This is a genomic window from Pseudomonas sp. VA159-2 (assembly GCF_024126635.1).
In the GTDB taxonomy this organism is placed as follows: Bacteria; Pseudomonadota; Gammaproteobacteria; order Pseudomonadales; family Pseudomonadaceae; genus Aquipseudomonas; species Aquipseudomonas muyukensis.
On record NZ_JAMYBV010000023.1, the window covers coordinates 61383 to 73452 of the forward strand.

Genomic DNA, 12070 nt, shown 5'->3' on the forward strand with positions numbered 1-12070 from the left:
GTCCGCGCGCAAGGAGCCATTCATGAGACGCAGTTCCGTCAAGCTGGTGCTGGCCAGCTCCCTGCCGCTGGCGCTCACCGCGTGCAGCGCGCCGGAGGAGACCTACACGGTCAGCAAGCGCAGCAACTACACCACCGTCCAGGCCTGTGTCGATGACAAGGTGCCGGTGGACGTGTGTTCCGACGCCTACATGCAGGCGCTGGCCGACCACCGCCGCGTGGCCCCGACCTATGCCGACAAAACCGCCTGCGAGGCCGACTTCGTGCCGGACTACTGCCAGGTCACCAGCGATGGCCGCTACATGCCACGCCTGGGCGGCTTCGAACTGGCGGTGTCGGGCGAGGTCAGCCAAGCCCAGGTCGACGCCGCCCGTGCCCAGGTCGAAAGCAGCGGCCAGGCCAGCAGCGGCGGCAGCAACTTCAACGGCCTGCTCACCGGCCTGCTGCTTGGCCAGGTGCTCAGCGGCGGCAACCGCCAGTACTATTCGCAGCCGGTCTACCAGTACCGTGACAGCAGCGGCGGCTACCGCAGCACCACCCTTGGCCAGCAGATCGACCAGGGCAAGCGTTTCGAACGCTCCGACCAGGCCCAGCAAAGTGGCGGCAGCTATGGCAGCTACTACTCTGGCAGCAGCAGCGGGCGCAACTACAAATCCAGCACCTCGACCCGCTCCAGCGTGTCCTCGTCGATCTCCCGCGGCGGCTTCGGCAGCCAGGCCACTGCGCGCAGTGGCTGGGGCGGCAAGAGCAGCGGCGGCTTCAGCTTCGGCGGTTGAGACATGCGCAAGGTCCTTTGCGATGAACGCCCGGACTGGCGTGCCACTGCCGCGCGCGAAGGCTTTGCCTTCCACACCATCGAGGGCGAGCGCTACTGGGACGAGCGTGGCTACTACCAGTTCAGCGAGGCCCAGGTCAGCCGTGACCTCGAGGCGCCCACCCAGGAACTGCACGCCATGTGCCTGGACGCGGTGGCGCGCATCGTCGACAGCGAGGCGCTGATGACCCGCCTGGCGATCCCGCCGGCGTTCTTCGACCTGGTGCGCCGTTCGTGGCACGAGCGCCAGCCGCATCTGTATGGGCGTTTCGACTTCAGCTACGACGGCAGCGGCCCGGCCAAGCTGATCGAGGCCAACTACGACACGCCGACCTCGTTGTACGAGGCGGCGGCGTTCCAGTTGATCTGGCTGGAAGAGCAGATCCAGCGCGGCGTGCTGCCGGCCCATGCCAGCCAGTTCAACAGCCTGGCCGAGGACCTGGTACGGGCCTTCGGCGCCTTCGAGCGGGAGAGCCCGTTCTACTTCTCGGCCATCGCCGGCTCCGTCGAAGACCGTGGTACCACCGATTTTCTGCGCAAGATGGCCGGGCACGTGGGTATCAGCACCCGGCACATCGACCTGGAGGATATCGGCCTGAACCACGAGGGGCGTTTCGTCGACCTTGACGGGCGGCCGATCCGGCGCCTGTTCAAGCTGCACGCCTGGGAGCACATCTTCCACGAGGATTTCGGCCAGGCCATCGCCGGGTGCGACACCCAGTTCGTGGAACCGGCGTGGAAGGCGCTGATCTCCAACAAAGGCATCCTGCCGCTGTTGTGGGAGTGGCACCAAGGGCACCCGAACCTGCTGCCGGCGTTCCTCGACGCAGACCCGCGCCGCTCGGTGCCCAAGGGCTGGGTGCGCAAGCCGTACTTCTCCCGCGAGGGGGCCAACGTGGATATCCGCACCGTCGACGACCAGCGGGTGTTCGAGGATGGGCCCTATGACGATGCACCCTACATCCTGCAGGGCTTTGCCCCCTTGCCGAAGTTCGGCGACAGCTACACGCTGATCGGTGCCTGGGTCATCGGCGACCTGGCCTCGGGGATCGGTATCCGCGAGGACGACACGCTAATCACCAAGGACAGCTCGCGCTTCCTGCCCCACGTGGTGGTGGATTGAGCGCAATCAGCGGGGCTTATACAGGGTAAGGAGATATCACTTTTCCTCACCTTCAAGGGCCGTCAGCATGGCGTTTTTCAGCCCGTGCGAGAGACCCGATGCAACCTGTCCTGCCATCCATCGACCCGCTTGTCGACCTGTACAACGCCATCAGCCTGGCCTATGCGGTGCCGGTCGGCGGCGAGAACCTGCAGGCCTATGTCGGCGTGCCGCGCTTGGTGCTGGCCGATGGCAGCGAGTGTTTCGACACCTTACAAGGAGGGCGCGCTGGTACATGAAGCGCCCGCCGCCGGGGAGGTGGTCTGGCGCGGCATCTTCTTCTACTGCGAGTCGATGCACTTGAACTTCGGCATCGACGCGATCAACCAGATCAAGATCGAGAACCCGCACCTGTGGGACCTGGCCCTGTAGGAAGAAGCCACGCAGATGATCCTGCAAGGTACCCAGCTGGAGACCGAATACGCCCGGGACACCATGCCCCACGGGGTGCTGGGCATGAATGCGGCGATGATGGAGGACTACCTGAAGTTCATCGCCAACCGCCGGCTGACCCAGATCGGGCTTAAGGCGCAGTACCCGCGGGTGGAGAACCCGTTCCCGTGGATGAGCAAGATCATGGACTTGAAGAAAGAGAAGAACTTCTTCGAGACCCGGGTGATCGAGTACCAGACCGGCGGCGCGCTGTCGTGGGATTGATGGCGAGCACGCCGGGGAAGAGGCCCATGAACCGGATAAAGACGCCCTGCATCGGCTTGTGTTCGACGGTGTATGGCGATGCGGTGTGCCGTGGCTGCAAGCGTTACGATGCCGAGATCATCGCCTGGAACGGCTACGACGAAGCACGCAAGGAGGCGGTGATGCGACGGCTCGATGGCTGGTTGGCGCAGGCGATGCAGGGCCGCTGCGAGGTGATCGATGTCGAGCGCCTGCTGGCCGGCGCCAGGGTGTTGGGAGTGCATGGCGGCTCGCGTGCGTTCGTGCATCATTGCGCCTATGAGGTGATCCGGCGCGGCGCCAGGGTCATCACGGCGCTCGAGGATTATGGTATCGGCGTGCTGCCTGCGGTGGCGTCGTTGCCATTGGACGAGCTCAGGGACGTGTTGGACCAGGCCTTCTTCCAATTGGCGGTGCAGGCATCAACGGCATAGGTGCGCTTCACCGTGTCGCCTGGTTCGCCAGCAAGGCTGGCTCCTACAGGTATTGCAGTCGCAACTGGCGTAGGAGCCGGCCTTGCCGGCCACCCTCTCGCCTAGTTCACTCGGGGTCGGTTTCAGGACGCGCCTGGTCGCCCGCGTGCAACCCAACCGCGCCAGACCTGCCATGCTCTGGGGATGCCCGTGGACCGAGCGCGCCCAGACGCCCGGCCAGCGGCAAGGAGGGTGCCCGCACCGCGCCACCGTGACGTGCGCGGGCACCGCAGCTGAACACCGCCGGACGCTGGCCCGTCACAAGGGCCGGGCCGGGTTGCCGAGGTCTGCTGTATGCCTGATGAATCGAACCACCTGCCCCTGATCCAGCGCGTCCTGGCCCGCGAGAAGGACAGCCCCGGCGCGCTGCTGCCGATCCTCCACGCCATCCAGGCCGGCGCCGGCTACATTCCCGACAGCGCCGTCGGCGAAATCGCCCATGCCCTCAACCTCAGCCAGGCCGAGGTGCGCGGGGTGATCAGCTTCTACCACGATTTCCGTAGCGCCCCGCCGGCACGCCACACCTTGCGCCTGTGCCGCGCCGAGTCCTGCCAGAGCCGCGGCGCCGAGGCGCTGGCCGCGCAACTGCGTGAACAACTGGGGCTGGATGACCATGGCCGCAGCGCGGACGGTGCGCTCGACCTGCGCCCGGTCTACTGCCTGGGCGCCTGTGCCTGCTCGCCAGCGCTCGAGCTCGATGGCCAGTTGCACGCCCGGGTCACCCCCGAACGCCTGCGTGCCCTGGTGGCCGGCTGCCGCGAGGAGGTGAAGGCATGTTGAACTTGTGCATTCCCTGCGACTCCCTGGCCCGGGCCGTCGGCGCCGACCAGGTGGCCGAGGCCTTGCTCGCCGAAGCCGCCCGCCGCCAGCTGCCGCTGCATATCAAGCGCACCAGCGCCCGCGGCCTGTACTGGCTGGAACCGTTGATCGAGTTGGAGAGCGAGCAGGGTCGCCAGGGCTTCGGCCCGGTGACCGTCGAGGACGTGCCCGGTCTGCTCGATGCCTTGGCCGGCAACGCCGCAGGCCACCCGCTGGCGCTGGGGCCGGTGGAGGAAATGGCTTATTTGAAGACCCAGCAACGCCTGTTGTTCGCCCGCGCCGGCATCACCCGACCGTTGTCCCTGGACGACTACCAGGCCAACGGCGGCTTCGAGGGGCTGCGCCAGGCCAGCGTGCTGGACGCCGACGAGGTGGTCGCCGCGGTGCTCGAGTCGGGCCTGCGTGGCCGGGGCGGCGCGGCGTTCCCGGCGGGCATCAAGTGGCGCACCGTGCGCCAGGCCCAGGCCGGGCAGAAGTACGTGGTGTGCAATGCCGACGAAGGCGACTCCGGCACCTTTGCTGACCGCATGCTGATGGAGGGCGACCCGTTCCTGCTGATCGAAGGCATGATCATCGCCGGTCTCGCGGTGGGGGCGAACACGGGCTACATCTATGTACGCTCGGAGTACCCGGACGCGGTGCGTAGCTTGAACGAAGCCATCCTGCTGGCCCGCGAGGCGGGCTACCTGGATGTCGCCGGCAAGGGCGTGGCCTTCGATCTGCAAGTGCGGGTCGGCGCCGGTGCCTACATCTGCGGCGAGGAAACCGCGTTGCTCGAGTCCCTGGAGGGCAAGCGCGGCATCGTTCGCGCCAAGCCGCCGCTGCCGGCGCTGGAGGGCCTGTTCGGCCAGCCGACGCTGGTGCACAACGTGCTGACCCTGGCCTCGGTGCCAATTATCCTGGCCCGCGGTGCGGCGTTCTACCGCGACTTCGGCATGGGTCGCTCGCTGGGCACCTTGCCGTTCCAGCTGGCTGGCAATATCCGTCACGGTGGGCTGGTGGAGCGTGCCTTCGGCCTGAGCTTGCGCGAACTGGTGGAAGGCTACGGCGGCGGCACCGCCAGTGGCCGGCCGATCAAGGCGGCGCAGGTCGGCGGCCCGCTGGGCGCCTGGGTGCCGCCTGATCAGTTCGACACGCCGCTGGACTACGAGGCCTTCGCCGCCATCGGCGCCATGCTCGGCCACGGTGGCGTGGTGCTGGCCGACGACAGCCTGAACCTGGCCAGCATGGCCCGTTTCGCCCTGCAGTTCTGCGCCGAGGAGTCCTGCGGCAAGTGCACGCCCTGTCGGATTGGCTCGACCCGTGGCGTGGAGGTGGTCGACCGGCTCATCGCCAGCACCGACCCGGCCTACCGGCAAAACCAGGCGGCGTTGCTGCGCGACCTGTGCGACACGCTGCAATACGGCTCGCTGTGCGCCATGGGCGGCATGACCGCCTACCCGGTAGCCAGCGCCCTCAAGCACTTCCCCGCCGATTTCGGCCTGGAGGCCGCGCAATGATCAACTACTTCGACCCCCGCAGCGACATCGACCTGGGCACCCCCGAGCGGGTCAGCGACGTGCAGGTCAGCCTGGTCATCGACGGCCGCCCGATCAGCGTGCCCGCCGGCACCTCGGTGATGCGTGCCGCGGCCATGCTCGGCACCAGCATCCCCAAGCTGTGCGCCACCGACAGCCTCGAGGCCTTCGGTTCGTGCCGCATGTGCATGGTCGAGATCGACGGCATGCGCGGCTACCCGGCCTCCTGCACCACGCCGGTGGGCGAGGGCATGGTGGTGCGCACGCAGACGCCGCGCCTGGCCGACCTGCGCCGCAACGTGATGGAACTGTACATCTCCGACCACCCGCTGGACTGCCTGACCTGCGCGGCCAACGGCAATTGCGAGCTGCAGACCGTCGCCGGCCAGGTCGGCCTGCGCGAGGTGCGCTATGGCTACGACGGCGCCAATCACCTGGCCGAACAGAAGGACGTGTCCAACCCGTACTTCGACTACGAGCCCAGCAAGTGCATCGTCTGCAGCCGCTGCGTGCGCGCCTGCGAGGAGATCCAGGGCACCTTCGCCCTGACCATCAGCGGCCGCGGCTTCGCCTCGCGGGTGGCGGCGGCGGGCGGTGACAACTTCCTCGACTCCGAGTGCGTGTCGTGCGGTGCCTGCGTGCAGGCCTGCCCGACGGCGACCCTGAGCGAAAAAAGCCTGATCCAGCTCGGCCAGCCCGAGCGTGCGGTGATCACCACCTGCGCCTACTGTGGCGTGGGTTGCTCGCTGCGCGCCGAGATGAAGGGCGACCAGTTGGTGCGCATGGTCCCGGACAAGAACGGCGGCGCCAACCACGGCCATGCCTGCGTCAAGGGGCGCTTCGCCTGGGGCTACGCCACGCACCCGGAGCGCATCACCAAGCCGATGATCCGCAAGCGCCTGCAAGACCCGTGGCAGGAAGTCAGCTGGGACGAGGCGGTGAACTACGCCGCCAGTGAATTGCGGCGCATCCAGCTCAAGTACGGGCGCGATTCGATTGGCGGCATCACCTCCAGCCGTTGCACCAACGAAGAGGCCTACCTGGTGCAAAAGCTGGTGCGCACCGCCTTTGGCAACAACAACGTCGACACCTGCGCGCGGGTTTGCCATTCGCCCACCGGCTATGGCCTCAAGCAAACCCTCGGCGAATCCGCCGGCACCCAGAGCTTCGATTCGGTGATGCAAGCCGACGTGATCTTGGTGATCGGCGCCAACCCCACCGACGCCCACCCGGTGTTCGGTTCGCAGCTCAAGCGCCGCCTGCGCCAGGGCGCGCGGCTGATCGTCATCGACCCGCGGCGCATCGACCTGGTCGATTCGCCCCACGCCCGCGCCGAGCTGCATCTGCAGCTGCGCCCGGGCACCAACGTGGCCATGCTCAACGCCCTGGCCCATGTGATCGTCAGTGAAGGCCTGCTCGACCAGCGCTTCATCGACGCTCGCTGCGAGACCGAGGACTTCGCTCGCTGGCGCGATTTCGTCGCCCAGCCGGACAACGCCCCCGAGGTGCTTGGCCCGCTGTGTGGCGTGCCCGCCGAGCAGATCCGCGCCGCCGCACGGCTGTATGCCAGCGGCGGCAACGCGGCGATCTACTACGGCCTTGGCGTGACCGAGCACAGCCAGGGCAGCACCGCGGTGATGGGCATCGCCAACCTGGCCATGGCCACCGGCAACATCGGCCGCGAGGGGGTGGGGGTCAACCCGCTGCGCGGGCAGAACAACGTGCAAGGTTCGTGCGACATGGGCTCGTTCCCCCATGAGTTACCGGGCTACCGGCATATTTCCAACCAGAGCGTGCGCGCCGAGTTCGAGCAGGCCTGGGGCGTGACCTTGCAACCCGATCCGGGGCTGCGCATTCCCAACATGTTCGAGGCCGCGCTGGACGGCAGCTTCAAGGCGCTGTACTGCCAGGGCGAGGACATCGCCCAGAGCGACCCCAACACCCAGCACGTCACCGCCGCGTTGCTGGCGATGGAGTGCGTGGTGGTGCAGGACATCTTCCTCAACGAGACGGCCAAGTTCGCCCATGTGTTCTTGCCCGGCAGCTCGTTCCTGGAAAAGGACGGCACCTTCACCAACGCCGAGCGGCGCATCTCGCGGGTGCGCAAGGTGATGCAGCCACTGGCCGGCAAGGCCGACTGGGAGGCCACCATGGCCCTGGCCGGTGCCTTGGGATACCCCATGCACTACCGCGATCCGTCCGAGATCATGGACGAGATCGCCCGCCTGACCCCAACCTTCCACCGGGTCAGCTACGCCGAGTTGGAGCGCCTCGGCAGCCTGCAATGGCCCTGCAACGACACCGCGCCCGATGGCACGCCGACCATGCACATCGACCAGTTCGTACGCGGCAAGGGGCGCTTCATGCTCACCGGCTACGTGCCCACCGACGAGAAGGTCAACAGCCGCTACCCGCTGCTGCTGACCACCGGGCGCATTCTCAGCCAGTACAATGTCGGCGCCCAGACCCGGCGCACCGGCAACGTCGCCTGGCACGACGAGGACCGCCTGGAGATCCACCCCAGCGATGCCGAGAGCCGCGGCATCGCCGATGGCGACTGGGTCGGTGTGGGCAGCCGCGCCGGGCAGAGCGTGTTGCGCGCCAAGGTCAGCGCCCGGGTGGCACCGGGGGTGGTGTACACCACTTTCCATTTCCCCGAGTCGGGGGCCAACGTGATCACCACCGACAACTCCGACTGGGCCACCAACTGCCCGGAGTACAAGGTCACCGCGGTGGAGGTGGTGAAGGTGTTCCAGCCCTCGGAGTGGCAGCAGCGCTACCAGCATTTCAGCGATGAACAGCGGCGCTTGCTCGAGCAGCGGCGCCAGGCAGACAAGGTGGAGGTGCGTCGATGAGCAGTGACAACCTGGTCAAGATGGCCAACCAGATTGCCCACTACTTCGACAGCGAGCCGGATCATGCCAAGGCGGTGCAGGGGGTAAGGCAGCATCTGCAGAGCTTCTGGACGCCGGCGATGCGCCGGCAGTTGGCCGCGTGGGTCGAGGCCCATGCCGGGGAGGGGCTTGATCCGAAGGTGCGGGAGGCGTTGTAGCCGTTCACCGGCTACCGGCTGCTACCGCGTTGGCGGGTTCGCCAGCAAGGCTGGCTCCTACAGGGCTGGGGCGGGATAGCGTGTAGGCGCCGGCTTGCCGGCGAACACTGGCAGGCGCGCGAGGCTGTCCAGCGCGACCAGGGCGGCATGGTCGTGGCCGTGGCGCAACGGCTGTGCTTGGCGCGATCCCGGATAACGGTGGTCCGGCGATTATCGACGCCCAGGCCCTGCCTGGCGAGGCAAGATGAAAAGTCCGTCATCTTTGCCGGGTTATCCCAGGCCCGGTGCTACGCTCGCAAAAACACCGTCACGGAAAACCCACCATGGACATGAACTGGCACCAGGCCTTGCAAGAGAGCCTGCGCTGGCTGGCAATCGCCTCATCGATCACCCTCGTCTGCTTCACTGTCTGCGCGCTGCTGGCGGTGCGCCATACCCGCTGGGGCGCCCAGTTCTGGCAGTTGGCCGGGCCCTATTTCAGCTGGCGGCGCAGTTGGCGCCCGTTGCTGGCCTTCGCCTTGCTGCTGGTGCTGACGCTGTTCTCGGTGCGCCTGAACGTATTGTTCTCATTCTGGTACAACGGCTTCTACAGCGCCCTGCAGGCCCTGGACCAGACCGCGTTCTGGTACCTGCTCGGGGTGTTCGCGGTGCTGGCGAGCATCCATGTCCTGCGTTCGTTGTTCACCTTCTATGTTACCCAGGCGTTCAACATCCGCTGGCGGGTGTGGCTCACCGAGCGCCTGACCGCCGACTGGATGCACGGCGATGCCTACTACCGTGGGCAGTTTCTCGCCGAACCGGTGGACAACCCCGACCAGCGTATCGAGCTGGATGTGAATGCCTTCGTCACCGGCTCGGTGTCGCTGGCGCTGGGGGCGGTGAGCGCGCTGGTGTCGCTGGTGGCCTTCACCGGCATTCTCTGGGGGCTGTCGGCGCCGCTGGCGGTGGCCGGCGTCGAAGTCCCCCGGGCGATGGTGTTCGCCGTGTACGTCTATGTGCTGATCGCCACCTGGATCGCCTTCCGCCTCGGCCAGCCATTGATTCGCCTGAATTTCCTCAACGAGAAGTTCACCGCCAACTTCCGCTACGCGTTGATGCGCCTGCGCGAAAATGCCGAGAACATCGCCTTCTACCAGGGCGCGCAGGTAGAGCGCGGCACCTTGCTGGGCCGTTTCTTCACCTTGATCGGCAATGCCTGGGCGCTGGTGTTCAGAAACCTCAAGTTCAGTGGTTTCAACCTGGGTGTCAGCCAGGTGGCGGTGGTGTTCCCGTTCATCCTCCAGGCGCCGCGCTTCTTCAGTGGCGCGATCAAGCTGGGCGATGTGATGCAGACTGCCCAGGCGTTTGGCCAGGTGCAGGATTCGCTGTCGTTCTTCCGTGAGTCGTACGATACCTTCGCCCAGTACCGCGCCACCCTCGACCGTCTGACCGGCTTCCTCGATGCCAACCAGCAGGCCGGCGGCTTGCCGCGGGTGAGTACCGTCGAGCAGGCCCATGCCCTGGATATCCTGGGGCTGCAGGTGCTGCGTCCGGATGGGCACGCGCTGATCGCGGACCTGCACCTGAACCTGCAGGCCGGTCAGGCACTGCTGATCAAGGGACCCTCGGGCAGCGGCAAGACCACCTTGCTGCGCGCCCTGGCTGGGCTCTGGCCCTATGCCGAAGGTGAAGTGCGCCGACCCTTGGGCCAGCAAGCGTTGTTCCTCGCCCAGCGCCCGTACCTGCCCCTGGGCGACCTGCGCACTGCCATCGCCTACCCGGCCAATGGCCTGCCGGCGGACGATGGGCGCATGCAGCAAGCGTTGGCGCAGGTCAACCTGGCGTACTTGGTCGAGCGCCTCGGCGAGCAGCGCGACTGGTCGCGCATCCTGTCGATCGGCGAGCAACAGCGCTTGGCTTTTGCCCGGGTGCTGTTCAACCGGCCGCAGGTGGTGTTCCTCGACGAATCCACCTCGGCCATGGATGAGGGGCTGGAGCATGCGCTGTACGGGCTGTTGCGCCGCGAGATGCCGGACAGCCTGCTGGTCAGCGTCGGGCACCGCAGTACGCTGGCGGGGTTTCATTCCCATCGGCTGGAAGTGGACGGGCAGGGGGGCTGGGCGCTGTTGCAACAACAAGGGGTTCAAGCGCCAGCTTGATCCCACGGCGCTCGGTTCGCCAGCAAGGCTGAAGCAGGCTTTAAATGCTGTAGGAGCCGGCCTTGCTGGCGAACACCGGCGTCGCCGGTGCCAGGCACCGCGGTCTCTTACGACTCGCAGGGTGGCCGAGCGGGAGTCAACCATAGCCCTGCCAAGGTGGCCAAGGCGAACAGGCTTCCCACCATGAAGGTGGCCTGATAGCCCAGCCAGTCCCACAACCCGCCGGCCAGCACGCTGGCCAGCAGCAGCGCGATCCCGGTCAGCAGGTTGAACACCCCGAATGCCGTGCCGCGCAAGTGCGGCGGGGCATGATCGGCGATCAGCGCGGCGAAGATACCCTGGGTAAAGCCCATGTGCAGCCCCCACAGGCCCACCCCCAGCGCCAGGCCTGGCCAGCCCGGCAGCCATGCCAGGGCCAGGTCGGCCATCACCAGCAGGCCCAGCCCGGCCATCAACACACCGCGCCGCCCGACCCGGTCCGACAGCGCCCCGGCGGGGTAGGCCGACAGCGAGAACGCCAATGACATCACCACCAGCACCCCAGGCGCCCACAAGGCCGGCAGGCCCAGGGCCTGGCCGCGCAGCAGCAAGAAAGCCTCGCTGAAGCGCGCCAGGGTGAACAGCGTGGCGAGGGCCGCCAGCCGCCAATAACCTGCGCCCAGGTGTGTCAGATCACCCAGTGCCAGCGGCGCGCGCGCCGGGCTTGCGCTGACGCTGTCGGGCTCGCGGACGAACGCCACCAGCACGTAGACGGCCAGGCACGCCGGGATCACCGCCACCCAGAACACTGCCTGGAAATGGCTGGCGGTCAGCCACATCAACAGGATCGCCAACAGCGGGCCGATGAACGCGCCCACCGTATCCAATGCCTGGCGCAGGCCGAACGCCGCGCCACGCAGTGCGGCCGGGGTGATGTCGGCGATCAGCGCATCTCGCGGTGCACCGCGGATGCCCTTGCCGACACGGTCGACAAAGCGCGCGGCGCTCAGCCATTCCAGACCTGAGGCCAGGGGAAACACCGGTTTGCTCACGGCGGCCAGGCCATAGCCGATCACCGTGAGCAGCTTGCGCTTGCCCAGGCGGTCGCTGAGGGCGCCGGAGAACACCTTGGTGATCGACGCCGTGGCTTCGGCGATGCCTTCGATCAGGCCCACCGCGAGCACCGAGGTGCCGAGCACGGCGACCATGTACAGGGGCAGCAGGGCGTGGATCATCTCCGAGGAGATGTCCATGAGCAGCGAGACCCAGCCCAGGGCCCAGACGCTTCGGGGGATGGAGTGATGGTTGGGCATGTTGGTCTCGAGGATGGCGTCGCCTTCACTGTAGCCGATGCCATGCGCAATCCCTGAACTGCGCCCCTGATGTTGGACAAAAATCCAACCTCAGGGGCGTTTCACATGAGCAAATACACCAGACAGTTC

9 protein-coding genes and 2 pseudogenes are annotated in these 12070 nt (G+C 67.0%); 10 read left to right on the forward strand and 1 reads right to left on the reverse strand.

What is annotated here, in order from left to right; translation table 11 throughout:
- Window positions 1-22: 22 nt before the first annotated feature.
- The 10 genes and pseudogenes from NJG22_RS19565 to NJG22_RS19610 all read left to right on the forward strand — a co-directional run bounded on the left by NJG22_RS19565 (window position 23) and on the right by NJG22_RS19610 (window position 10649).
- Window positions 23-775 carry a DUF1190 domain-containing protein gene (locus NJG22_RS19565; protein ID WP_217848606.1) on the forward strand — a complete coding sequence of 251 codons (753 nt, stop codon included), beginning with the start codon at window positions 23-25 and terminating at the stop codon, window positions 773-775.
- A 3-nt stretch (window positions 776-778) separates the two neighbouring features.
- Window positions 779-1936, forward strand: a complete 1158-nt coding sequence (locus tag NJG22_RS19570) for a glutathionylspermidine synthase family protein (RefSeq protein WP_253096829.1) — start codon at window positions 779-781, stop codon at window positions 1934-1936.
- Between the two features lie 110 nt (window positions 1937-2046).
- Window positions 2047-2245: pseudogene (locus NJG22_RS19575) on the forward strand (phenylalanine--tRNA ligase beta subunit-related protein); the annotation flags it as partial.
- An 18-nt stretch (window positions 2246-2263) separates the two neighbouring features.
- Window positions 2264-2632, forward strand: a pseudogene (locus tag NJG22_RS19580) (ribonucleotide-diphosphate reductase subunit beta); the annotation flags it as partial.
- Between the two features lie 26 nt (window positions 2633-2658).
- Window positions 2659-3084 carry a DUF1289 domain-containing protein gene (locus tag NJG22_RS19585; protein ID WP_253096834.1) on the forward strand — a complete coding sequence of 142 codons (426 nt, stop codon included), beginning with the start codon at window positions 2659-2661 and terminating at the stop codon, window positions 3082-3084.
- A 333-nt stretch (window positions 3085-3417) separates the two neighbouring features.
- A complete protein-coding gene (locus NJG22_RS19590; RefSeq protein WP_253096837.1) occupies window positions 3418-3903 on the forward strand; it encodes a formate dehydrogenase subunit gamma in 486 nt (161 codons plus the stop codon).
- The gene (locus NJG22_RS19595) at window positions 3897-5441 is read left to right on the forward strand and encodes a formate dehydrogenase beta subunit (RefSeq protein ID WP_253096840.1); all 1545 of its coding nucleotides are present in this window, start codon (window positions 3897-3899) and stop codon (window positions 5439-5441) included. The genes NJG22_RS19590 and NJG22_RS19595 overlap by 7 nt, the downstream gene beginning before the upstream one ends.
- On the forward strand, window positions 5438-8314 hold the full coding sequence (gene fdhF / locus NJG22_RS19600) for a formate dehydrogenase subunit alpha (RefSeq protein WP_253096842.1): 2877 nt from the start codon (window positions 5438-5440) through the stop codon (window positions 8312-8314). Before NJG22_RS19595 ends, fdhF begins: the two co-directional genes overlap by 4 nt.
- Window positions 8311-8511 carry a formate dehydrogenase subunit delta gene (locus NJG22_RS19605; RefSeq protein ID WP_217848591.1) on the forward strand — a complete coding sequence of 67 codons (201 nt, stop codon included), beginning with the start codon at window positions 8311-8313 and terminating at the stop codon, window positions 8509-8511. Before fdhF ends, NJG22_RS19605 begins: the two co-directional genes overlap by 4 nt.
- A 323-nt stretch (window positions 8512-8834) precedes the next feature.
- The gene (locus NJG22_RS19610; protein WP_253096844.1) at window positions 8835-10649 is read left to right on the forward strand and encodes an ABC transporter ATP-binding protein/permease; all 1815 of its coding nucleotides are present in this window, start codon (window positions 8835-8837) and stop codon (window positions 10647-10649) included.
- 107 nt (window positions 10650-10756) lie between these two features.
- Here the strand turns inward: NJG22_RS19610 and NJG22_RS19615 are convergent, their stop codons facing one another.
- A complete protein-coding gene (locus NJG22_RS19615; protein WP_253096854.1) occupies window positions 10757-11941 on the reverse strand; it encodes an MFS transporter in 1185 nt (394 codons plus the stop codon).
- Window positions 11942-12070: the final 129 nt, after the last annotated feature.